Annotated in this window: 19 protein-coding genes and 1 riboswitch; of the genes, 12 read left to right on the forward strand and 7 right to left on the reverse strand. The window is 66.9% G+C overall.

Annotation, left to right across the window (positions count from 1 at the left end; all coding sequences use genetic code 11):
* Nucleotides 1-301, reverse strand: a 301-nt coding sequence (locus MUO23_08445; GenBank protein ID MCJ7512985.1) for a hypothetical protein, incomplete at its 3' end; no start/stop codon positions are given.
* 232 nt (nucleotides 302-533) lie between these two features.
* Between MUO23_08445 and MUO23_08450 the strand changes: the two genes are divergently transcribed.
* Genes MUO23_08450 through MUO23_08460 form a run of 3 tightly spaced genes read left to right on the forward strand, consistent with a single transcriptional unit; the run spans nucleotide 534 to nucleotide 2542 of the window.
* Nucleotides 534-1217 (forward strand): AzlC family ABC transporter permease, encoded by a 684-nt coding sequence (locus MUO23_08450; GenBank protein ID MCJ7512986.1) that lies wholly within the window; start codon nucleotides 534-536, stop codon nucleotides 1215-1217.
* The gene (locus tag MUO23_08455) at nucleotides 1214-1540 is read left to right on the forward strand and encodes an AzlD domain-containing protein (GenBank protein ID MCJ7512987.1); all 327 of its coding nucleotides are present in this window, start codon (nucleotides 1214-1216) and stop codon (nucleotides 1538-1540) included. The genes MUO23_08450 and MUO23_08455 overlap by 4 nt, the downstream gene beginning before the upstream one ends.
* A 51-nt stretch (nucleotides 1541-1591) precedes the next feature.
* Nucleotides 1592-2542 (forward strand): cation diffusion facilitator family transporter, encoded by a 951-nt coding sequence (locus MUO23_08460; GenBank protein MCJ7512988.1) that lies wholly within the window; start codon nucleotides 1592-1594, stop codon nucleotides 2540-2542.
* A 538-nt stretch (nucleotides 2543-3080) separates the two neighbouring features.
* Here the strand turns inward: MUO23_08460 and MUO23_08465 are convergent.
* Nucleotides 3081-4802 carry a nucleoside kinase gene (locus MUO23_08465; GenBank protein MCJ7512989.1) on the reverse strand — a complete coding sequence of 574 codons (1722 nt, stop codon included), beginning with the start codon at nucleotides 4800-4802 and terminating at the stop codon, nucleotides 3081-3083.
* A 202-nt stretch (nucleotides 4803-5004) separates the two neighbouring features.
* Here MUO23_08465 and MUO23_08470 point away from each other — a divergent pair, with 202 nt between their 5' ends.
* The 3 genes from MUO23_08470 to MUO23_08480 all read left to right on the forward strand — a co-directional run bounded on the left by MUO23_08470 (nucleotide 5005) and on the right by MUO23_08480 (nucleotide 7979).
* Nucleotides 5005-5400: a hypothetical protein gene (locus tag MUO23_08470; GenBank protein MCJ7512990.1), complete on the forward strand. Its 396-nt coding sequence runs from the start codon at nucleotides 5005-5007 to the stop codon at nucleotides 5398-5400.
* A 703-nt stretch (nucleotides 5401-6103) separates the two neighbouring features.
* Nucleotides 6104-6790, forward strand: coding sequence for a response regulator transcription factor (locus MUO23_08475; GenBank protein ID MCJ7512991.1), 687 nt, complete (start codon nucleotides 6104-6106; stop codon nucleotides 6788-6790).
* 64 nt (nucleotides 6791-6854) lie between these two features.
* Complete coding sequence (locus tag MUO23_08480) at nucleotides 6855-7979, forward strand: HAMP domain-containing histidine kinase (GenBank protein MCJ7512992.1); 1125 nt, start codon at nucleotides 6855-6857, stop codon at nucleotides 7977-7979.
* 80 nt (nucleotides 7980-8059) lie between these two features.
* Here the strand turns inward: MUO23_08480 and gcvPB are convergent, their stop codons facing one another.
* Genes gcvPB through gcvH form a run of 3 tightly spaced genes read right to left on the reverse strand, consistent with a single transcriptional unit; the run spans nucleotide 8060 to nucleotide 11260 of the window.
* Nucleotides 8060-9532, reverse strand: coding sequence for an aminomethyl-transferring glycine dehydrogenase subunit GcvPB (gene gcvPB, locus MUO23_08485; protein ID MCJ7512993.1), 1473 nt, complete (start codon nucleotides 9530-9532; stop codon nucleotides 8060-8062).
* On the reverse strand, nucleotides 9525-10868 hold the full coding sequence (gene gcvPA, locus MUO23_08490) for an aminomethyl-transferring glycine dehydrogenase subunit GcvPA (protein MCJ7512994.1): 1344 nt from the start codon (nucleotides 10866-10868) through the stop codon (nucleotides 9525-9527). Before gcvPA ends, gcvPB begins: the two co-directional genes overlap by 8 nt.
* Entirely contained in the window at nucleotides 10868-11260 is a 393-nt protein-coding gene (gene gcvH, locus MUO23_08495; protein MCJ7512995.1) for a glycine cleavage system protein GcvH, read from the reverse strand. The genes gcvPA and gcvH overlap by 1 nt, the downstream gene beginning before the upstream one ends.
* A 154-nt stretch (nucleotides 11261-11414) precedes the next feature.
* Nucleotides 11415-11529: riboswitch (glycine riboswitch) on the reverse strand.
* 329 nt (nucleotides 11530-11858) lie between these two features.
* Here gcvH and MUO23_08500 point away from each other — a divergent pair.
* Complete coding sequence (locus MUO23_08500; protein ID MCJ7512996.1) at nucleotides 11859-12878, forward strand: NAD-dependent epimerase/dehydratase family protein; 1020 nt, start codon at nucleotides 11859-11861, stop codon at nucleotides 12876-12878.
* 572 nt (nucleotides 12879-13450) lie between these two features.
* Here the strand turns inward: MUO23_08500 and alr are convergent.
* Entirely contained in the window at nucleotides 13451-14560 is a 1110-nt protein-coding gene (gene alr / locus MUO23_08505; GenBank protein MCJ7512997.1) for an alanine racemase, read from the reverse strand.
* Between the two features lie 66 nt (nucleotides 14561-14626).
* Between alr and MUO23_08510 the strand changes: the two genes are divergently transcribed.
* Genes MUO23_08510 through MUO23_08525 form a run of 4 tightly spaced genes read left to right on the forward strand, consistent with a single transcriptional unit; the run spans nucleotide 14627 to nucleotide 19158 of the window.
* The gene (locus tag MUO23_08510) at nucleotides 14627-16420 is read left to right on the forward strand and encodes an SLC13 family permease (GenBank protein MCJ7512998.1); all 1794 of its coding nucleotides are present in this window, start codon (nucleotides 14627-14629) and stop codon (nucleotides 16418-16420) included.
* Nucleotides 16420-17538, forward strand: a complete 1119-nt coding sequence (gene tgt, locus MUO23_08515; GenBank protein MCJ7512999.1) for a tRNA guanosine(34) transglycosylase Tgt — start codon at nucleotides 16420-16422, stop codon at nucleotides 17536-17538. Before MUO23_08510 ends, tgt begins: the two co-directional genes overlap by 1 nt.
* 2 nt (nucleotides 17539-17540) lie before the next feature.
* Nucleotides 17541-18365: an undecaprenyl-diphosphatase UppP gene (uppP, locus tag MUO23_08520; GenBank protein MCJ7513000.1), complete on the forward strand. Its 825-nt coding sequence runs from the start codon at nucleotides 17541-17543 to the stop codon at nucleotides 18363-18365.
* Between the two features lie 46 nt (nucleotides 18366-18411).
* Entirely contained in the window at nucleotides 18412-19158 is a 747-nt protein-coding gene (locus MUO23_08525; GenBank protein ID MCJ7513001.1) for a LysR substrate-binding domain-containing protein, read from the forward strand.
* 271 nt (nucleotides 19159-19429) lie between these two features.
* On the opposite strand, the gene MUO23_08530 is transcribed toward MUO23_08525, so the two are convergent.
* Nucleotides 19430-20104 carry an MBL fold metallo-hydrolase gene (locus MUO23_08530; protein MCJ7513002.1) on the reverse strand — a complete coding sequence of 225 codons (675 nt, stop codon included), beginning with the start codon at nucleotides 20102-20104 and terminating at the stop codon, nucleotides 19430-19432.
* Between the two features lie 129 nt (nucleotides 20105-20233).
* On the opposite strand from MUO23_08530, the gene MUO23_08535 reads away from it, so the two are divergent.
* Nucleotides 20234-21610: a tryptophanase gene (locus MUO23_08535; GenBank protein ID MCJ7513003.1), complete on the forward strand. Its 1377-nt coding sequence runs from the start codon at nucleotides 20234-20236 to the stop codon at nucleotides 21608-21610.
* The last annotated feature ends 308 nt before the right edge of the window (nucleotides 21611-21918 follow it).

Consider the following 21918-nt stretch of genomic DNA (forward strand, 5'->3'; position numbering starts at 1 on the left):
CCACCTCCCACTTCAGCTCGTGGCACGGCGTGGGCAGCGCCCCCTTCACCTGGAGGTTGACCTGGACCGGGAAGCTCTCCATCAGCAGAAGTTCAGCCGTATCGACATATACCGGCCCGCGCTCGCCAGGCGGCACGTCAGAGCCTGGGATCGAGGCCGCCTCTGTCGAGGCAGCCGGGCCGGGCGCCTGGGCCGAGGGCGGCTCCGACGGTGCAGCCGGGTCGGGCGCTTGGGCACAGCCGCTCGCCCATCCCCCTGCAAGCACGACCAGGCAAACCAGTGAAATCCACGGGCGAATCATACGTCCCTCCTCAACAGGCACATGCTATCACCCTTGACGTTGCCGGGGCCCATGCGGTTCCCGCTGGCATCCCACGCCGGGGGAATGGGGCGGTTATCATTGCGTTCTGCCCGGCACGCTCCACGCCTGGACCCGGGGCCAAGCCTTGACTGAAACTCCAGACGCCGCCACCTCTCCCGCCCTTTCTTCAGAGCCGCCTTCGCCCATCGCTCGCTCTGCGCGGCGCGAATTCTTGACCGGCGGGCGCGACCAGCTGCCGCTGCTGCTGGGCGTGATCCCCTTTGGCTTGATCTTCGGGGCGCTGGCGCTGCAGGCCGGGTTGCCGCCCGTCGCTGCTCAGGCGTTTTCCTTCCTGATCTTCGCTGGCAGCGCGCAGTTCATAGCCGTCGGCATGCTGTCCAGCGCCCCGGCCGGCCTGATCGTCGCCACGATCTTCGTGGTCAACCTCCGGCATGCCCTGTACAGCGCCTCGCTCTCGCCGCATCTCACCCCCCTCCCGCCGCGCTGGAAGGTGCCCCTGGCCTGGCTGCTGACCGACGAAGCCTTTGCCGTAGCCGCACTCCGCTACCGCCAGCCCGACACGCGCCTGGCCCACTGGTACACCTTGGGCACCGGCCTGACCCTGTGGGCCGCTTGGCAGGCCAGCACTGCCCTGGGGATCGTGCTGGGAGCGCGCCTCCCTGATTCCTGGGGTTTGGAGGTGGCCCTCCCGCTGACCTTCATCGCCCTTCTGATCTTGAGCATCAGCGATCAACCCGGCGTGGCCGCCGCGGTCTCAGCCGCCGCCGCTGCCGTCGTCCTGCATGGCCTGCCCTACCGGCTGGGGCTGGTCACAGCCGCCGTGCTGGGCGTAGTTGTAGGGGTGGGGCTGCAGACCTGGCAGTCTCGCCGCGAACGCAAAGAGGCCATGCCGTGAGCCAGGGCGGCGTGTGGCTGGTGATCGTGGGCGGGATGCTTGTGACCTTCCTGACCCGCTTCTCCTTCATTGGCATCCTGCCGGCCGAGCGCCTGCCGCCCGTGTTCCGCAGCGGCCTGCGCTACGTGGCGCCGGCCGTGTTGGCTGCGATCATCGCCCCGGCCCTGCTGCTGCCAGACGGCTCGCTCAACCTCAGCCTGGGCAATTACCAACTGCTGGCCGGCCTGGCGGCGCTGGCGGTCGCCGTCCGCTTCCGCAATCTGTGGCTAACCATTGCCGTCGGCCTGGCGGTGTTCTGGCTGCTCCGTACCCTCGGCGGGTGAGCCCAGAACAGCCGGCGAATGTCGATGTGTGTGGAGTAGAATCTGTATTCCATGAAGCCCTCTTCCAACCCGCGCCGTTTCGCCTGGTTGGCCATCGCCGCCGCCGTGCTGACCATCAGCCTGAAGGGCGCGGCGGCGATCCTCACCGGATCGGTCAGTCTGCTGTCGGACGCGCTCGAGTCGACGATCAACCTGACGACCGCTGTGATGACGCTGATTGTGCTGTTCATCGTCGCTCGGCCGGAGGACGACGACCACACCTACGGACACGGCAAGGCGGAGTACCTCTCCAGCGGCGCCGAGGGCGGTCTGATCCTGGCTGCATCCGCCGGGATCATTTTCGTCTCGGTGCGGCGGCTGATCAACCCGCTGCCCGTGTCGCACCTGGACGTTGGCCTGGTGGTCATCGGGGTGGCAACGCTGATCAACCTCATCGTCGCGACCCTGCTGATCCGAGTCGGTCGGCGAGAACGCTCGGTCGCCCTCGAGGCCGACGGCCGCCATCTGATGACCGATGTCTGGACATCGGTGGGCGTGATCATCGGCGTTTTGATGGTCTACCTCACAGGCATCGTGCGCCTCGACCCGATCATTGCCATCCTCTTCGGCGCCAACATCGCGGTGACCGGGATCCGCCTGATGGTTCGCTCGACACAGGGACTGATGGACTCGGCTGTTCCCAAGGAAGAAGTCCAGGCGATCACTGCTACGCTTGACCGACATGCCGAGGCTGGCCTTCAGTATCACGCGCTGCGCACACGACAGTCAGGCTCCCGCAGCTTCGCCTCCTTTCACATTCAGGTGCCGGGTGAGTGGACCGTGCAACGCGGGCATGACCTGCTGGAACAGATCGACCTTGAGCTTCACAGGACGCTTCCGTACTTGACGGTTTTCTCACACATCGAGCCCATGGAGGATCCCCGCTCGTTTCAGGACATCCACCTCGACCGTCCCGACATCGATCAGTTGATGCAGCAGCAGGACCTCCCGCCCTCGCCTTAGCAGGCTGCAGAAGAACCCTCACGATAGAAGAGGCATTGGCATAGGTTCGGGTTTGGGCTTCGCCCAAACCCGAACCTATGCCGTTTTCTCCTGGTTGATGTACGTTTCCCGCAGGCTCCTACTCCCTTCCTTCCCGGCGCGCCTTAGCGCCCGGAGCGTGGCCGCCTAGAGATGGGTGAGGTTCTCATCCCCAGCCAGGAGCATCGCCTTGTCTTCACCTCGAGACTTGTCACCCCCGCCCAACTACCAACGGCCCCTGGGGTGCGTCCATGGCTGGCAAACAATCTGAGGGCGCGGCTGGCAGCTCTGGCCTCGAGCGTTGGGCGGGTTGGCCCTGCGAGTGCCTTCGTCGCGGCAGCGGGGCGCCGCGGGAATCAGCCTCGCCGGCGCCGTCCCCAGGGGGTGCCCGACCTTCATCGACGGGTGGAGACCACTCGGAGCAACAGGACGCCAGGTGTTGGACAGGAGGAGGTGAAAGGCACCGCGGCGCCCCCGCCTTGCTGCTTGGGCAGCAAGCCTCTGCCGTGTCCGCTCTCGGCTATCCGCCGGGGGCGGGATGCCAGAGATCGAAACGCTCGAGGATCGATCCCCCGATGAACTCGCGCAGGATCGAGTTGTCGGGAATCAACTCGGTGTCGAGGGGGAGAAACCACTCCAGGAAGGACAGCAGGCGCTTGGCCTCGACATGCTCGGCGGTGCCGAAGGCCACCTGGCGCAGCAGCGGCTCGGCCAGCGGAGCCAGCGCTGAGCTTTCGTACACCAGCGCCGTGTTGAACATCACATCTGCGTTCTCCTGGAAGGGGAATATGTAGCGCTTCTCGCCGCGGCGCACGGACTCCCAGCGGCGGATGGTCTCGGAGGCGTTGTAGCCTCGCTGCTTGGCGTCACGGACGATCCGGCGGATCAAGCGGGTGTCGGTGGTGGAGACCCGGTTGTAGCGGTCGAGGTTGAGCTGCGTCAGAGCCGAGGCATAGATGCGGAACGTTGACGGCTGCGGAAGCTCAGGCACCAGATCCGGGTTCAGCCCATGGATGCCCTCCAAGATGATCACCTGGCCGGGCTGAAGCTGTACGACGTCGCCCGCTTCCTGCTTGCCGGCCTTGAAGTTGTAGCGGGGCAGCTGCACGCTCTCGCCCTTGACCAGCAACCGCAGATCATGATTCAGCCGCGCCAGGTCGACAGCCCCCAGCGACTCGAAATCGAACTCGCCGTTCTCGTCGCGCGGAGTACGGTCACGATCGACGAAGAAGCTGTCGATCTCGACCGGGAACGGGGAGCTTCCCCGCGCCAGCAGCTGGATGGCCAGCCGCTTGGAGAAGGTCGTCTTCCCTGAGGACGAGGGCCCGGCGATCAGCACGGCCCGCACCGCCGGCTGGCGCTCCGCCACCAGGGCCGCGATCTCAGCGACCCGGCCTTCGTGCAGGGCCTCGGAGACCAGGATCAGCTCGCGGGCACGTCCGGCGGCGATGGCGTCATTCAGAATGCCGGCACTGGAGATCCCCAAGCGGTCGAGCCAGTCGCCATACTGCCGGAACGTGGAGAGCAGCATGGGGTAGTCGGGCAGCGGCAGCAGTTCGGTCGGCCGATGGCGGCGCGGAAAACGCAGGGTGAAGCCGTTGTCGATCTGCGACAGGCCGAACCACTGCAGATAGCCGGTGGTGGGGACCATATAGCCGTGGTGATAGTCGCGAAAGCCCACGAGCTCATAGAACACCAGGTGCGGCTTGCGACGGTGCGAAAGCAGCCGCGCCTTGTCCCGGTAACCCTTCTCTTCAAAAGTCCGGATGGCTTCGTCGAGGGGGACCTGGATCTTGGCGAAGGGCATATCGGCCTGGACGAGCTCCCGCATCCGCCCTTCCAGTCGCGACAGCTCGAGGGCCGAGAGCGGCTCGCGCCCGGACACCTGGCAGTAGTAGCCGCCGGAGGCCACCGAGTGGTCGACCGTCAGGTTGGTTCCCGGGAAGAGATCCTCAAAGGCAGCCGCCAGCAGGAAGGTGAGCGACCGGCGGTAGATTCGCATCCCATCCGCTTCGCTCATGCGCACCGGGCGCACCCGCGAGTCAATCTCGACCGGGTAGGTAAGCTCGCGTAACTCGCCGTTCATGACGGCGCCGACCACCGGCGCCTGGTCGGGATCCACCGGGGCCAGGAACTCCGCCAGGGTCGCGCCGCGGGGGCCTTCCAGCACCCGGCTATCGGGCAGGATCACCTGCACCGTGGTGCGGGCCTCTGACCAGTTGACTACGGATTCTTCGGACATGTCAGCGGGCGCCCTCATCGCTGAGAATTCTACTCCGCTCGAACGGCGGGGGTGTCCGGCGGCTTCGCCCCCAGCAAGGCGATCTCCCCACCCCTATCGGTCTGAGGTGGCCTCCATCGCCCAGCCACCGGCAGTCCACAATTTCCCCACATTCCTGCGGCATACTCCTGCTCAGCATAGCGGATGACGAAAGGAGTTGGGAATGAACCGTTGGGTCTTCCGTGGAATTCTGGCAGTGCTGCTGCTGGCGATGGTCGGTGTTGGAGCCGGCCTGTATGCCTACTCCCTGGGCGTAGCGCAGGGACAGGCGCTGGCCTCGGGAGGAGGTGTGGCGCTTGTGCCCGCGGGGGTTGCAGCCTACCCTACCGGGCTGTATATGCCGGGAGGGTTCCTGGTCAGTTGCCTGGTCCCGCTTTTCGTGCTCTTCGCCGGACTGGCGTTCCTGCGGCTGGCCTTTGGGCCGCGGCACATGGGGCACGGCATGTGGGATCGAGGCGGCCGCTGGGAGGGCGACCTTCCGCCGATGTTCCGCTCCTGGCATGATCGAGCCCACAGCTCGCACGACGAGGCCAACCCAGGAGGATCGACCGCTCCCTGAACCCCCCCCGTCTCAGTCCCTCCTGCGCTTGCGGGCGCAGGAGGGACGCCCGCTGGAAGTCCGGTTTCGGACGCCACCGCCGGGTCATTGGACACTGGACCGCAGGGATGACGGCGAGCCTGGAACCCCGGAGGTAGGGAATGCCACGTCGACAGACTACACCCCGCCGTTGCTCCTGACTGCAATCTTGGCGACATTCGAGGTATCCGGGCGGATCCTGTTCGGAGTCTGGCGGGTTGCTGCAGGCATCGCCGTGAATCTGGCAGCCGACACCTTTCCGGACGCCAGGCCAGGACGACGGTGCGACCCTTCGACGAGGCTTCCGCTCTGGTCTCCGATGGCGTTTGCCGCCGCAGCCGCGACCCGATATACCTTGGCTTCGCCCCGCTCCCTGTCGGCCTGGCGAGGAGGCTGAGATCTCTGAGCCCATTTCTGGCCATCCTGATCCTCGTTGCGCGGTTCGACGGCGGTTCATCCTCCCCGAGGCGCGGGGGCTTACCGCGCGATACAAAGAGGTATCGGCGAGGAACGCGTGCGCAGCCGGTCGGTGGCCAACCCTCCGCCGACCGGCTGGACGACTGTTCCGCTCGGTCAAGCGCCCCCAGGGCGGCGGCCGACGTCCTTCGCCTCCCGTTCTGCCGGAGGTGTGCGAGAATACATGGGTCATGAGCGGCAGCACGCGAATCGAGCAGGCAGGCAGAGGATGAAACGGATCCTGGTGATCGAAGACGATCTCGGTATCGTCAAGTTGGTGCGCGAGTACCTGGAGCGGGCCGGATATGAGGCCCTCGCCGCCAGCGATGGCGCAGCCGGTCTGGCCCGCGCCGTCTCCGACAGCCCGGACCTGGTTGTGCTCGATCTCGGTCTGCCGGGCATGGACGGGCTGGACGTAGCGCGCGAGCTGCGGCGGCGATCGCAGGTCCCGCTGATCATGTTGACCGCCCGCGGCGAGGAAGCCGATCGGATTGTCGGGCTGGAGCTCGGGGCGGATGACTACGTGGTCAAGCCCTTCAGCCCGAAGGAGCTGGTGGCGCGGGTCCGAAGTGTGCTGCGCCGAGTCGATGCGTCGGGCAACGCGGCCGCGGAACAGGTCCACCGCGCCCTGGATGTCAGCCTGGACATCTCCCGGATGCGAACCCTGCGCGGCGATCAGGTGATTGACCTGACGGCCGCCGAATTCCAGCTGCTGCTCGTGCTGGTCCGGCAACCCGGCCGAATCTTCACCCGCGCCCAGCTGCTTGAAGCGCTCCACGGCGTGGCCTTCGAGTCATATGAACGGGCCATCGACACCCATATCAAGAACCTGCGCCGCAAACTAGAGCCCGACCCCCATCAGCCCCGCTATGTGCTGACCGTGTACGGTGTGGGCTACCGGTTCGCCGACGAATGAGCGCCGGGTGTTCCGCCAGCCGCCGGTTCAAGCGTACCGCCTCAACCGGACGAGGTGGGCGGCGATGAGGCACGGGCGCCATCCCCGCCACCGTCCCGGATGGTGGCCGGAGAATGAACCCTGGCCGCCGGCACACCGCCGCCGGCCGAACGACCTGCAACGCATGCCCCGGGCGTTCTTCTGGCGCCTGGCCGGTTTGTTGGTCTTTCTCACCCTGCTCGCAGGGTTTGGCTGCGTCCTGGCGACGGGAGCGCTCTCGGTTGCCCAGGGATGGCTGCAAGCCCCGACCCAGGCCGTGCCGATCTGGAGTGTGTGCGGCGCCAGCTTGCTGCTGGCAGGGCTGGCCACAGCCGCCATCGGGATGCGCCGGCTGCTGCTTCCGCTGCGAGACTTGGCCGATGCCGTGAGCCAGGTCGAGAGCGGGAATCTGAACGCCCGGGTGGTGGCCGGCGGGCCGGGCGAACTCCGGGCCTTGGCCCACGCCTTCAATCGCATGACGGCCCGGCTGCAGCGCACGGAACAGCAGCGCCGCAACCTGCTGGCCGACATCCATCACGAACTGCAGACGCCCCTGACGGTCCTGCAGGGCAACCTGGAGGCCATGTTGGACGGCGTGTACCCGGCCGATGAGGCCCATCTCTCGGCGCTGATGGAGGAAACCCGGCTGCTGTCGCGGCTGGTGGACGACATGCGAGTCTTGTCTGACCTGGAAAGCGGCGTGTTGCGCCTGCACCGGGAACCCACCGACCTGGTTCGCCTGGTGGAGGAGCTGCGGGTATTGTTCGGCCCTCAGGCCCGGCAGCGCCGAGTCGATCTGGTGGTGACCACCGCCGCACAGCTGCCGCCGGCAGACGTCGACCCGGTCCGCGTGCAGCAGGTGCTGGCCAACCTGCTGTCCAACGCCCTGCGGCACGCGCTCGAGGGAGGAGAAATCCGGCTGTCGTTACAGGCGGCCGAGAACGGCTGGATCCCGCTGCAGGTGGGCGACACCGGTGTTGGGATCGCGCCGGGCGATATCGACCATGTTTTCGACCGCGCCTACCGCTCCACCGATTCCGGGGGCCGAGGCTTGGGGCTGACCATCGCCAAGAGCCTGGTCGAGGCCCACGGCGGCGAGATCTCCGTCGAAAGCGTGCCGGGACGCGGCACCACCGTCCGCTTCACTTTGCCGGTGAAGGGCGACGACTGAGCCAATTCGAATCCCAAGGGGCCCGGGTGGACCCAGACCCCTTGGGGGATTCAGGGATCACGGCCGAGAGAGTCAGACGCTCATGGGTCGGCGTCCATCTCCACCGGGCGACAGCACAGCACCAGGTCCTTGGCGGCCCGGATTTCGTCCAGGCGTCCGAAGGGCGTGTTGTGGGGCGCGGTCTGCAGCGTCTCGGGATCGGCGTGCGCCTCTTCGGCGATCTTGCGCATGACCTCGATGAAGGCGTCCAGGGTGGCCTTGCTTTCGGTCTCCGTGGGCTCGATCATCAGCGCTTCGTGGACGATCAAGGGGAAGTAGTTCGTCGGAGGATGGAAGCCAAAGTCCATCAGCCGCTTGGCGACATCCAGGGCGCGCACACCCGGGGCATCATCCCAACGTCCTTCGGCCACGAATTCGTGCATGCAGATCCGGTCGTAGGGGACATGGTAGACGTCCCGCAGCCGGGCGCGGATGTAGTTGGCGTTCAGCACCGCATGGTCGGAGATCGCCCGCATGCCGGCCTTGCCCTGCATGCGCATGTAGGCGAAGGCACGGACGTGCATGCCGAAGTGCCCATGGAAGGCTTTGACCCGTCCGATGGTCTTCGCCGGCATGACCAGCCCGTACAGCGGCGCTTGCTCCTCGTCCTCCTCCTCGACGATCTGCACGACCGGACCGGGGAGGAAATCCACCAAGTGCTGGCGCACCCCCACCGGGCCGGAGCCCGGGCCGCCGCCGCCGTGAGGCGTCGAGAACGTCTTGTGCAGGTTGAAGTGCAGGACGTCGAAACCCAGGTCTCCCGGACGGACCACGCCCAGCAGGGCGTTCATGTTGGCGCCGTCGCCATAGACCAATCCACCACAGCTGTGGATCTGATCTACCACCTCGCGCACGTGCTCCTCGAACAGGCCGAGGGTGTTAGGGTTGGTCAGCATCAGCCCGGCGACGGTGTCGTCGCACGCCTGACGCAGGGCCTGAAGGTCAACGTTGCCACGATCGTCCGATGGCAGTTCAACCGTCTGTAGCCCACTCATCGAGGTGGAGGCGGGGTTGGTGCCGTGGGCTGAGTTGGGGATCAGGATTTTCGTGCGCTTGGTGTCGCCCCGCGCCTGATGGTAGGCGCGAATGATCAGAATGCCGGTGAGCTCTCCGTGGGCGCCGGCGGCCGGCTGCAGGCTAATGCCGGCGAAGCCTCCGATCTCCTTCAGCCAATCCTGGAGCATGTACATCAGCGCCAGATTGCCTTGCACGGTCTCGGGATCCTGCAGCGGATGGGTGAAGGCGAAGCCGGCCAAGCGGGCCGCATCCTCGTTCACCTTGGGGTTGTACTTCATCGTACAGGAACCGAGCGGGTAGAAGCCGGTATCAACCGCATGGTTGAGCTGAGAGAGGCGCACGAAGTGCCGGACGACGTCGATCTCGGCCAGCTCGGGGAGCGGCAGGTCGCGGCGCATCAACTCCCTCGGTAACGCAGCCGCCGGGACATCGGGGTGAGGCAACGTGACGCCCTCCCGGCCGGGGGAGGAGAGCTCGTAGATCAAAGGCTCAGGCATGGGACACCTCCTCCATGGCCTCGACCAGGGCATCGATCTGGTCTCGGCTGTTCATCTCGGTGACCGCCAACAGCATGTGGTCGCGCAGCTCAGGGTAGTCCTGGCCCAGGTCGTAGCCGCCGAGGATGTCGAAATCGAGCAGCGCCTGGTTGATCTCCGCCACCGGGCGCGGGCACTTCAGGGCGAACTCGTGGAAGAACGGGCCTTTGGTCCACAGGCCGAAGCCGGGCACCTTGGCCAGGCGCTCGGCCGCATAGTGCGCCTTGTGGTAGCACAGCTCAGCCGCCTGGCGCAACCCTTGTTTGCCCATCAGCGACAGATACACCGCCGAGGCCAGGGCCATCAGGGCGACGTTGGTGCAGATGTTGGAAGTCGCCTTCTCCCGCCGGATGTGCTGCTCGCGCGGCGTCAGGGTGAGCACATAGCCGCGCTGGCCGCGGCTGTCGACGGTCTCGCCCACCAGGCGTCCGGCCATCTTGCGCACGAACTCCTGCTTGATGGTGAAGTGACCCAGCGTCGGGCCGCCGAACGACATCGGGATGCCCAGCGGCTGTCCGTCGCCGACGACGATATCGGCGTCGAACTCGGACGGCGGCCGGAGCATGCCCAGCGCCAGCGGGTTGACCACAACGCACAGCAGGGCCCCGGCGGCGTGCGCCGCCCGGCCCAGCGCCGTGAAGTCCTTGATGCGGCCGAAGAAATCCGGGTACTGGACGGCCACCATCGCCGTGTTCGAGTCGATCCGGCTCGGCAGGTCTTCGGCTGACGCCGGCAGCCGCTCGTCGCCCGCAACCTCCACTTGCATGCCCTGCATGTACGTCCGCACCACCTGGCGGTACTGCGGGTGGATCGCCGGAGACAGGACGAGCTTGTGGCGGGCGCCGCGATGATGGTTCAAAGACAGAATGGCGGCCTCGGCCAACGCCGTGGCGCCGTCATAGTGCGAGGCATTCGAGACCTGCATCCCCGTCAGGTTGCAGATCAGGCTCTGGTATTCAAAGATCGCCTGCAGCGTACCCTGCGAAATCTCCGGCTGATAGGGTGTGTAGGCGGTGTAGAACTCGCCCCGGCGCAGGATGTGATCGACGGCCGACGGGATGAAGTGGTTGTAGGCGCCGGCCCCGAGGAAGCAGGCGAAGTGCCGCGTGTCGACATTGGCCTCCGCCATCTCCTGCAGCTCCTGAGTAATCTCCAACTCCGAGACTGAGTCGGGCAGATCGAGATCAGGAAAGCGGACGTCGGCCGGAACCGCCTGGTACAGGTCATCCAGGCTGCGAACGCCGACGGCCGCCAGCATCTCCTTCCTTTCGGCATCCGTGTGCGGAATGTAGGCCATCAGTGGCTTCGCTCCTCGCAGTGCTGCTGATAGGCACTGGCGTCCATCAGTCCGTTCAGCTCAGCCGGATCGCTGAGCTCGAACTCGATCATCCAGGCCTTGCCGAACGGTTCGGCGTTGATCCACTCCGGATTGCCGGCCAGCTCGTCGTTCACCCGGCCGACCTTGCCGGACACCGGCGAATAGACTTCTGCCGCCGCCTTGACCGACTCCACCGTGACGATCGCCTTGCCTTTGTCGAGCGTGTCGCCGGGACCGACCAGGATCTCCACAAAGACGATATCCGAGAGCTGATCCTGGGCGTAGTCTGTCACGCCCAGCACCGCCTTCTTGCCCTCGGCACGGATCCACTCATCCGTGGCGGTGTACTTCAGATCGCTGGGAAATTCCATCTTCGCCTCCACGTGCATGGATTGGTGGGTTGCCGACTCAAAAGCATGCAAAGGGCGCACGCAGGGATTAGCGTGCGCCCTCTGTCGCTGACCTGAGAGATTCGCCCCACTGGAAGGGCTTGCCCCGTCGGTGCCTTGCGGCTTTCCAGAGGTTCGGCCAACCCGGGTCCTGTGACCTGAGAGTTTCGCCGGCGCCTGCAGCGGCGGATCCGGTTTGCCCCTTCGGTGCCGGCCGGAAGCTGCCGGCCGGGCTCTCCCCGGGCTGTGCTGTGTTGTCTTTCCATTCTAAGGGACGCCGGAAGCGCGAGTCAAGCCATTGCCCTATTTGCAGGATGGGAGAGCCGGGCTTTCGGCCTGGAGCACCCCGGCTGAGCCGGTCCACTCCTGCCCCGGCCAGGAGCTGCTCTCGTCGGCCAAGGGAAGCCCGGGTGAGGGCCTCGGCACACGGAGTCCGCTGCCACGCAAGCGCTTGGCCTAGGGCAGGCGCCGGCGGCAGGCACCCTGCCTTGCCAGCCGAGGCTCTCTCCAGGATAATCCAATTGCCTGGCTAGCACGCATCCCCTGAACCAGGTACTCTGCCCCCCGAGGTCAACCGCGGATGGACTCCAGCAACGCTATCCTGATCACCGGCGCCAACGGCGAGATCGGTCACGGGTTGATCCATCAGCTGTGCGAACGCAACGCTGGCCGCATCCTGGCCACCGACATCCAACCGCTGGACACGAGCTTGGCCAGCGCCTGCCACGAGTTCTTGCAGGGAGACATCAACGATCCAGCTCTGTTCGCGGCGTTGGACGAACGCGGCCCCTTCTCGACCGTCTTCCACCTGGCCTCGATCCTGTCCACCAAGGCCGAGCGCGACCCTGAGCTGGCCCACCGGGTGAACGTCGACGGAACCCTGCGCCTGCTGCAGATGGCCCACGACCATTCCCAGCGTCTTGGGCAGTCCGTTCGTTTCCTATACCCCAGCTCGATCGCCGCCTATGGCCTCCCCGACCTGAAGGCCAAGACGGCGGCCGGCCAGGTCCGCGAGGACGACTGGCTGACGCCGGCGACCATGTACGGCTGCAACAAGCTGGCCTGTGAGCACCTGGGGCGATACTTCTCGACCTACTATCGCCGCTTGGCGCCTGAGCCACCAGCCGCCCGCATTGATTTCCGTTGCCTGCGATTCCCCGGGTTGATCAGCGCCCAGACGGTTCCCACCGGCGGCACCAGCGATTACGGGCCGGAGATGCTGCACCATGCCGCCCAGGGAAAGGCGTATGCCTGCTTCGTCCGACCCGACGCCCGGCTGCCCTTCATGGTGATGCCGGATGCCATCCGGGCGATGCTACTGCTGGTCGAAGCGCCGCGCGCCCGGCTCAGGCGTCAGGTCTACAACGTGACCTCCTTCAGCCCAACCGCCGACGAGATCCTGCAGGCCGTCCGCCGCGCCTTCCCTCAGGCCGAGGTCACCTTCGCCCCAGACACGAACCGCCAGGGCATCATCGACAGCTGGCCAGCCGAAGTCGACGACAGCGCCGCCCGCAAAGATTGGGGCTGGAAGGCGGAGTACGACCTGCGGCGCGCCTTCGAGGAGTACCTGGTCCCCGCCGTCCGGCAGCGGTACGCCTGAAGCCCTCAACCCTTCCAAACCATCCGAGCCGGCCGTTGAGCCCACCGGCGCGACAATCTACTCCACGCTGCCGTGGCCGAGTCGGGCCAAACCCCGTCGACTTCGCCCCGTGCGGGCAGGCGCCCGCCCTGCACGCCAGGGGAGATCAGCCATCATGAGACACTGGCTGGCAGTGGCAGGCATCCTTGCCTTGGCGGCGTTGGCGAGCGGTTCGACGTTTCCGAATGGTGATGGCACGCCGACTCCGGCGCCGCCCACACAGCGGCCGGCCGCTTTTCGGCTCTGGAACAGACCGCGGGAGACCCCACTGCCTGCCCCAACGAAGGCATGCGAAGCCTCGGTAAGTGGATCGGGAATACAGGCGGTCGGCCCTCCCGCAGGGAGGGCCCAGGAGACGAGGCGCGTTCCACCTCAGGTCACTATTCCCCTCGGTGAACCCGAGATCGATCAGAGGGTTGCTGCAGTGGGATCAGCGATCCGCTGCAGGGTCTCGGCTGGGGACCGGATGCTCGCAGCCTCCGGCGATTTGCTTGCAGCGCCCCTCGCGGATGGCTGGGGAGAATGTCGCTCGCCTAGCGGTACAGCCGCGGCACGCGGGCGCTGATGCCGCAAGTGACTTCGTAGTTGATCGTCCCCCAGACGTCCGCCAGGGACTCGGCACTGACCTCGGCTGCACCTTGCCGGCCGATCAGCACGACCTCGTCGCCGGGGCGGGCTTCCGCACCCGAGCCCAGTCGCACCGTGATCTGGTCCATCGAAACGCGCCCGACGACCTCGGCCGGGCGGCCGTCGATCAGCACCCGCGCCCCCGGCCAACGCCGGAAGCCATCACCGTACCCCACCGAGACCGTGGCGATGGCCTCGTTCTGACCGGTGGTATAGATCTGGCCATAGCCGATTCCTTCGCCGGCGGCGACGGCCTTGACCTGGCTGACCTGGGCCTTCCAGCCCAGTGCCGGATGTAGGCCGGAGCCAAGGTCCAACTCATCTGAAGCCTGCATCCCGTACAGCCCCAGCCCGATGCGTACCAGGTCGAAATCCATCTCCGGCCAGCGCAGGGCGGCGGCGGTGTTCGCCAAATGGCACCAGGTCGGCCGCAAGCCGGCCGAAGACAGCCCGGCGAGGACCTCCTGGAACAGTGCTTGTTGGCGGCGGCTGGGGGCGGGGTCGGCTTCGCCGGCGCGCGCCATGTGGGAGAAGATGCCCTCCAGCTCGACGCCGTCGGCGTCGTGAACCCGGCGGGCGAGCGCCAGCACCTCGGACGGCGATGCGCCCAGCCGGCGCATCCCAGTATCGACCTTCAAGTGCAGGCGGGCTGGGCGACCGATTTGGCGGGCGGCGGACTCTGCCACGCCCACCTGGTCGGGGTGCCAAACGGTTAGCGAGATGTTGTCGGCAATGGCAGCCGGAACCGCAGCCAGGGGGACTGGTCCGAGGATGAGGATTGGGCAGTCCAGGCCGGCACGGCGCAGCTCGAGAGCCTCACCTAGCCGGGCTACCCCGCACCACACCGCCCCGGCCTCCAGCGCCGCCCGGGCGACCGGAACTGCACCGTGGCCGTAGGCGTTGGCCTTTACCACGGCCATTACGGCTGCCTCACGGCGGGCGAATTGGCGCAGGTTGGCGCGGATCGCGCCCAGATCCACTTCCGCCCAGGTGGCGTACGCATCCGTCTGCGGCATGCGACCTAGTATACGGAGGCGTCGACCGGCCGACAACTGGGGCCGTGGGTATAATCCGCAATCGCCATGACGACCGAAGGTTGGATCACGCTCCTGACCATCACGGTCGCCGCCATCCTGCTGGCCAGCGAGCGGCTGCGCCCGGACGTGCTCGGCATCCTGGTCGCTCTGACGCTCGGGCTGACCGGCGTTATCTCGGCTGAAGAGGCCTTGTCCGGTTTCAGCCAGGCAGCCGTGATCACCATCCTATCGGTCTTCATCCTCTCGGAAGGCCTCGAGCGCACCGGGGTGACGGCCTGGCTGGGCTCCCGCATCCTCCTCCTGGCGGGAGCGCACGAACGGCGCCTGATTGGCGGGCTGACGCTGACGAGCGCCGGCTTGTCGACCTTCATGAACAGCATCGCCGCCGCCGCCATTCTGGTACCTCCGGCGATGGGAATCTCGCGCAAGGCCAACATCCGGCCGTCGCGCTTGCTGATGCCCCTGGCCTACGGAGCCCTTCTCGGCGGAACGGCCACGCTGCTGACCACCGCCAATATCATCGTCAGCACCACCCTCGGTCAGGCCGGGTACGCGCCCTACGGGTTGCTCGACTTCCTGCCGGTCGGCCTGCCGCTGGTGATCGCCGGCACCGGGCTCCTGATCTGGCTCGCCCCGCGCCTGCTGCGCCAGCGCGATGTGGCCAGCGAGATCGCCCGCGTTCGCCGCGCCCAGACCGAACTCGCCAGCCTGTACGACCTGGAGACCGGGGCCTCGGCCTTCAGCGTTCCCTCTCATTCCCCCGTCACCGGCCAATCGCTGGGTGGGCTCGGTTGGGGGCGGGACCTCGGGCTGACCGTCTTGGGCATCCTGCACCGAGGACGCTGGAAGCTGGCACCCGATCGGGAGGTGCGGGTACAGGCCGAAGACGTCTTGCTGCTGGAAGGCCGCCCGACGACGGACTTCATTCAGCGCAACCAGCTGGAGCCCTACGTCGACCCGCGTCTGCTGGAGACGATCGCCACGGCCCAGGTGCCCCTGGTCGAGGTCGTGCTTGCCCCCCGCTCCGAGCTCGACGGCAAGTCGCTGCGGGAGATTCGATTCCGCGAGCGCTACGGGATCCAGGTCATCGGGCTGTGGCGGGCGGGCGCGGTCCTGCAGGAAGACCTGGCCGAACAGCCGCTACACTTCGGCGACGCCATGCTGATGCAGGGCCCCAGCGAGAAGTTCGATTTGCTGCGCAGCGACGAGAATTTCCTGATCCTCGAAGCGGAAGCTGCCGGGCGTCCGGGCTGGAGGGCCTGGGTGGCAGTGGGCATCGTCGTCGCCAGTCTGGGCTGCGCGGCCCTCGGGCTGCTGCCGATCGCCATCGCTACCCTGACCGGCGCCATGCTGATGGTGCTCTCCGGGTGCATCCAGATGGACGCCGCCTACCGCTCGATCTCCTGGCGAACCATCTTCTTCATCGCCGGCATGCTGCCGCTGAGCATCGCTCTGCAGACCACCGGGCTGGCTGATTTGCTGGGGGAGGGATTGATCGGTCTCACCGGCGGCGCCGGCTCACTGGCGCTGGCGACGGCACTCTTGCTTGCCACGATCGGTCTCGGCCTGCTCATCGGCGGCCAGACGACAGCGGTGGTGCTGGCCCCCGTGGCGATCGCCGTGGCCGAGATCGCCGGGGTGGATCCGAGGGCGATGGCCATGGCCGTGGCCGTCGGCTGCTCCCTGGCCTTCCTCACGCCCCTCGGCCACCCGGCCAATCTGCTGGTGATGGGGCCGGGCGGTTACACCGTGCGTGACTACCTTCGCCTGGGCGCCCCGCTGACGGCCGTGACCGCGCTGCTAACGCTGCTCGGACTACATTGGGCCTGGGGATTGTGATGCGCTTGCGTTTCGAGATCGATAAGACCGACGGCCTGGCCCGTGCCGGCACGCTCCATACCGCACATGGTCCGATCTCCACGCCCGTGTTCGCTCCCGTTGGAACCCAGGCCACCGTCAAGGCCCTGACCGCGCCCCAGCTGGAGGAGTTGGGGGCGAGCTTGATCCTGGCCAACACCTACCACCTGTACCTGCGCCCGGGGCCGGAGCGCGTCCAGCGTCTGGGCGGCCTGCACGCCTTCATGGGCTGGACCCGGCCGATCCTGACCGACTCTGGCGGCTATCAGGTCTTCAGCCTGTCGAAGACCCGGCGAATCGACGCTGACGGGGTGACCTTCCGCTCGCACATCGATGGCTCCAGCCATCGGCTGACGCCGGAAGGCGCCATCGCCATCCAGGAGGCGCTGGGGGCGGACATCATCATGGTGCTCGACGAATGTGCCCCTCCACACGACCGCCGCTACAATGAACAGGCCATGGCTCGAACCCACGCCTGGGCGGAGCGTTGCCTGTCCGCCAAACATCCGGGCGACCAGGCCCTGTTCGGCATCGTTCAGGGAGGCATCTTCCCTGATCTGCGCCAGGAGTCGGCGCGCTTCCTGGCCTCCCTCCCGTTTCCCGGGATTGCCATCGGAGGGCTGTCGGTCGGGGAGACCAAGGCCGAGATGCACGCCATGCTGGAGGTCGTCATCCCTGAACTTCCCCCCGCCAGGCCGCGCTACCTGATGGGGGTCGGCTCACCGGAGGACCTGGTCGAAGCCGTGGTGCGCGGCATCGACATGTTCGATTGCGTCCTGCCGACCCGGATGGCGCGCAACCACGCCGCCCTCACGCCCCTGGGCCGGCTCAACTTGCACAACGCCCTGTTCGCCGACGACCCGCGGCCGATCGATGAAGCCTGTGACTGCTACGCCTGCCTGCATCACAGCCGTGCCTACCTGCGCCATCTGATGATCGCCCAGGAGATGCTGGCGGCGACGCTGGTCTCCATCCATAACCTGCGGACGCTCGTCCGGCTGACGGAGGAACTGCGCCACGCTATCCTGCAGGGCCGGCTGACAGAGGTTGCGTCCTCCTTCCTGTGGACCTATCGCAAACACCGAGCACCGGAGCGCTGACGATGACCTGGTTGCAGGCAGTCGTCCTCGGAATCGTCCAGGGCCTGACGGAGTTCCTGCCGATCTCGTCCTCGGCCCACCTTGTCCTCGTCCCCTGGCTGCTTGGGTGGACGGTCGAAACCGAGTCTGCCTTCGTCTTCAATGTGCTGGTTCAGCTGGGCACGCTGGTTTCCGTCATCCTGTACTTCCGCAGGGACTTGCTGGCCATGGCACGGGCTATGTGGGCAGGCCTGCGCCGGCGACAGCTATTGACGGATCCGGACTCCCGGCTTGGGTGGATGATCGTGCTGGCGAGCGTTCCGGCCGGGCTGGCCGGGCTCATGCTCAAGGGATTGGTGGAGCAGGCCTTTGCCTCGCCGACCGCGGTGTGCGGTTTCTTGCTGCTCAATGCCGCCATGATGGCCGGGGCCGAGCGCCTCGCTCGGCTGGAGCGCAGCCTGAAGACCGTCACCTCGGCCGACGCGCTGTGGATCGGTGCCGCCCAGGCTCTGGCCCTGTTCCCGGGGATCTCGCGTTCGGGTTCGACGATCTCGGCCGGGATCCTGCGTCGCCTGTTCCGGCCAGAAGCAGCCCGCTTTTCGTTCTTGATGTCGATCCCGGTCATGGTCGCCGCCGGGTTGGTCGCCGGCCTCGACCTGGCCGGCTCCTCGTCGAGTAGCCAACAAATCGGCCCTCTCCTGGCCGGCTTCACCACCGCAGCCATTGTCGGCTACCTGGCGATCGGTTGGCTGCTCGGCTACCTCGCCCGGCGGAGCCTGACGCCCTTCGCCGTGTACTGCGCCGCCGTCGGCCTGGCGGGATTGGTGCTGAGCCTGGTGCGCGGGTAGGCCGGTGCGACTCCCCACGCCGTCCTGGCGCACTTCGGTGCCGCGGATGAGATTGGCGATCCTGGGGTTGGGCGGCCTGGCCCTGCTGGGCGCCTGCGGCCCTGCCACCCCGCCGCCGACGCCCAACCTCCCACCGTGGGTGGCCGTCACACCCGGACTGGAACCCATCGTGCGCAGCTGGGTCGAGGCCTATCGCGACCAGGTCGGTCTCCCACCTTTCGACCTCGCGGTCATGCCGCTCGAAGCCGGGCAGGACAAGCTGCGCCGAGGCCAGGTTGCCTTGCTGTTCGCGGCCGCCGAGCCGCCTGAAGGTTGGTTCGCGACCTCGGTGGGAAAGGAACGGATCGCGGTCGTCGTCAACCCGGACAACCCAGGGCGCGGCTTCAGCCTGCGTGACCTGGAGCGGTTGTTCAGCGGCGAGGCCGTGTCCTGGGCGGACGTCCAGGGCCGGGAAACGCCGGTCCAAATCTATGTTCCGTTTGCCGGGGATGACCTGAGGGCGGCCTTTGCCGAGGAAACGATGCGCGGCCGGCCAATCACACCCAACGCCCGGTTGTTCCTGACGCCGGCCAAGGGCGCGGCCCTGGTTGCGGAAGACAAGGCCGGCCTGGGCATCCTGCCGCAGTCCGCGCTCACCGGCGATGTGCGCTCGGTGCGGGTCGCGGGGGCCCTGCCGGAAGACAGCGGTGGGGCTTATCCCTACCAACTCGAGATCGTTGGCATGGCCCCGAGTGAGCCGACCGGCGGGGTACGCGATTTCCTCGGCTGGCTGCAAGCCTACTTGCAGGACTAGACACCGGCGGGCCCGGCAGCCCGGGCCACCCGTAGCCGGACCCGTTGAACTTGCCTCGGTGGACCGGGATTCCCGTCGCAACCCACCTGGGCATGCCGGCCGTGCTGCCCGCAACCGCGACGCCAGGCGGCGCGAGTCGTTCTACTCTCAGCCCCTGGGCCGGGTCGGGCCCGTCGGCGGTCAAGGCTGCGGCCGCCTCGGAGGAGGCCGGAGCGGCCCGCCGATCACCGGGGTGGGTTCCGGGTGCCCCCCAAAGGGACGTCCAGCCGGGCTAGGTCAGGTGGAGGAAGGGGTTCGAACGGCGCTCGCGGCCGACGGTCGTGGCCGGCCCATGCCCCGAGTAGATCGTGACGTCGTCCGGCAGGGTGAGGACCTGCGACTGGATACTTGAAAGCAAGGCCTCCCAGTTGCCGCCCGGCAAATCCGTCCGCCCCACCCCCTCGGCGAAGATCACGTCTCCGGAGAACAGCAGCCGATCCGCGGCCCAGTAGAACATGACGTGCCCGGGGGTATGTCCAGGCGCGTGTCGAACCTCGAAGGCCCGCCTTCCGAACTGCAACTGCATCCCATGGGAGAGGTCGACCCCGGGCTCAGGCCCGGGGTCGAAGGCCGGGATCCCGAAAAGTCCCGCGCCGCCGTTCAACCGCCAGAGGGCCTGATCCAGCGGGTGCAGGGCGACGGCTGGCGGGCCGGGAGAAAGCCGCACCAGATCCGCCACGCCGCCGAAGTGGTCGAAGTGGGCATGCGTCAGCCAGATCGACGCTAGGCTCCAACCCCGTTCGTCCAGCTGCTGATGGATGTGGGCACCATCCCAGGCAGGGTCGATCACCACCGCCGTTCGGCTCGAAATGTCGCCGACGATGTAGGTGTTGGTTTGCACCGGGCCCAGAGTCAGGCAGAGCACCTGCACCGGTTCCACCGCCGGAGATGCGGCATGCGATTCCACGAATGGCACCTCCCCGTGCGCTGGCCGTTCCGTTCCCCAAGACTGAAGATAACACACCCCCAGGACACTCGCGCCTTTTCCCTGCCCAAGGCCGGTGCTAGACTGGGATAGCTTCCTTGGGAGGACAGAATGGCGCACTACCCCCCTGAACCCTTCCGCATCAAGATGGTCGAGAGCATCCGCCTGCCAAGCCGCGCTGAGCGCCTGGCGGCCCTGCGGGCGGCCGGCTACAACGCCTTCGGCCTGCGGGCCGAGGACATTTACATCGACCTGCTCACCGACTCCGGAACGGGCGCCATGAGCGACCATCAGTGGGGGGCGATGATGATCGGCGATGAGTCCTACGCCGGCGCTCGCTCGTTCTTCCGCCTTCAGGAGAGCATCGAGCAGATCTTCGGCTTCGCCCACTTCGTGCCCACCCATCAGGGCCGGGCAGCGGAAAACATCCTGTGCGCCTTGTTCGCCCGCGACGGATGGTCGGTGCCGTCCAACATGCATTTCGACACCACCCAGGCCAACATCCTGGCCCGGGGGGGCCGTCCGGAGAACTTTTTGATTGACGAAGCCGGCGACCCAGCTTCGCTGCATCCCTTCAAAGGCAACCTCGACGTGGCGAAGCTGGAGACCTTTCTGCAGGACCGAGGATCGTGGGCGGTACCCCTCGGGATGATCACGGTAACCAACAACGGCGCCGGCGGGCAACCGGTGTCCATGGAAAACATCCGGACGGTCAGCGCCATCTACCGGCAGGCCGGGATCCCGTTCTTCATCGACGCCTGCCGCTTCGCCGAGAACGCCTACTTCATCAAGCTGCGTGAACCGGGCTACGCCGACAAATCGGTGCTGGAGATCGCGCAAGAGATGTTCGCTCTGGCAGACGGCGCAACGATGAGCGCCAAGAAGGATGCCATCGTCAACATCGGCGGCATCCTGGCGATGAACGACAGCGACTTGTTCGAGCGCGCCTGCAGTGAACTGATCCTGCGAGAAGGCTTCCCGACCTACGGCGGGCTGGCCGGCCGCGACCTGGACGCCATGGCCATCGGGTTGTGGGAAGGGCTGAACGAGGATTACCTGGCCTACCGCCTCGGTCAGACCGCCTACCTGGCCGAGCGCCTGATCGAAGCCGGGGCGCCGATTGTCCAGCCACCCGGAGGCCACGCCGTATACATTGATGCCGGAGCACTGTTCCCCCACCTGGATCGAGATCAGCTCCCGGGGCAGGCGCTGGTGGTCGAGCTGTACCTGGAGGGGGGAATACGGACCGCCGAGCTGGGCACGATCGCCTTCGCCCATCCGGATCCGGTCACCGGCGAGATGCGCTACCCGCCGCTTGAGCTGGTCCGTCTGGCGCTGCCGCGCCGGATGTACACCCAGGCCCATCTGGATGCTGTGGCGGAAACGGTCCGGCGGATCGTAGAGCGGCGCCAGCAGGTGCCTGGCTACCGGATCGTGCACGAACCGAAGCTGCTGCGGCACTTCACGGCCCGGTTTGAACCGCTCTGACGCCCGTCGGTTCGGGCGGATTGCCCCGCTTCACCCGAGGAATAGCTTTAGCCCGGTCCCCTGAGCACCGCGCCTCCGTTCCTCCAACCTCCCACCGCGGCTGAACCGCTTGGGAGGCGGGCTGGGTATGCTGCCAACCCTGGTCCTGGCTCCCGCACTGTTCTTCGCAAGTGCCGGCACGCTTCGCTGGCCGATGGGCTGGGTGCACGTCTTGCTGCTCCTGACCTTTACCCTCCGCACCCGACACCCAGATCTGCTGGTTGAGCGCGGCGGCTTCATCCAAGCCCAAGCAGTCAAGCGAGGGGATC

This window comes from Anaerolineales bacterium, from assembly GCA_022866145.1.
GTDB lineage: Bacteria > Chloroflexota > Anaerolineae > Anaerolineales > E44-bin32 > PFL42.

Bases quoted from the DNA above. Each gene is read 5' to 3' on its own strand.
- MUO23_08460 (MCJ7512988.1), top strand. From the start codon at position 1,592: ATGAAGCCCTCTTCCAACCCGCGCCGTTTCGCCTGGTTGGCCATCGCC.
- MUO23_08465 (MCJ7512989.1), bottom strand. From the start codon at position 4,802: ATGTCCGAAGAATCCGTAGTCAACTGGTCAGAGGCCCGCACCACGGTG.
- MUO23_08470 (MCJ7512990.1), top strand. From the start codon at position 5,005: ATGAACCGTTGGGTCTTCCGTGGAATTCTGGCAGTGCTGCTGCTGGCG.
- MUO23_08475 (MCJ7512991.1), top strand. From the start codon at position 6,104: ATGAAACGGATCCTGGTGATCGAAGACGATCTCGGTATCGTCAAGTTG.
- MUO23_08480 (MCJ7512992.1), top strand. From the start codon at position 6,855: ATGAGGCACGGGCGCCATCCCCGCCACCGTCCCGGATGGTGGCCGGAG.
- gcvPB (MCJ7512993.1), bottom strand. From the start codon at position 9,532: ATGCCTGAGCCTTTGATCTACGAGCTCTCCTCCCCCGGCCGGGAGGGC.
- gcvPA (MCJ7512994.1), bottom strand. From the start codon at position 10,868: ATGGCCTACATTCCGCACACGGATGCCGAAAGGAAGGAGATGCTGGCG.
- gcvH (MCJ7512995.1), bottom strand. From the start codon at position 11,260: ATGGAATTTCCCAGCGATCTGAAGTACACCGCCACGGATGAGTGGATC.
- MUO23_08500 (MCJ7512996.1), top strand. From the start codon at position 11,859: ATGGACTCCAGCAACGCTATCCTGATCACCGGCGCCAACGGCGAGATC.
- alr (MCJ7512997.1), bottom strand. From the start codon at position 14,560: ATGCCGCAGACGGATGCGTACGCCACCTGGGCGGAAGTGGATCTGGGC.
- MUO23_08510 (MCJ7512998.1), top strand. From the start codon at position 14,627: ATGACGACCGAAGGTTGGATCACGCTCCTGACCATCACGGTCGCCGCC.
- tgt (MCJ7512999.1), top strand. From the start codon at position 16,420: ATGCGCTTGCGTTTCGAGATCGATAAGACCGACGGCCTGGCCCGTGCC.
- uppP (MCJ7513000.1), top strand. From the start codon at position 17,541: ATGACCTGGTTGCAGGCAGTCGTCCTCGGAATCGTCCAGGGCCTGACG.
- MUO23_08525 (MCJ7513001.1), top strand. From the start codon at position 18,412: ATGAGATTGGCGATCCTGGGGTTGGGCGGCCTGGCCCTGCTGGGCGCC.
- MUO23_08535 (MCJ7513003.1), top strand. From the start codon at position 20,234: ATGGCGCACTACCCCCCTGAACCCTTCCGCATCAAGATGGTCGAGAGC.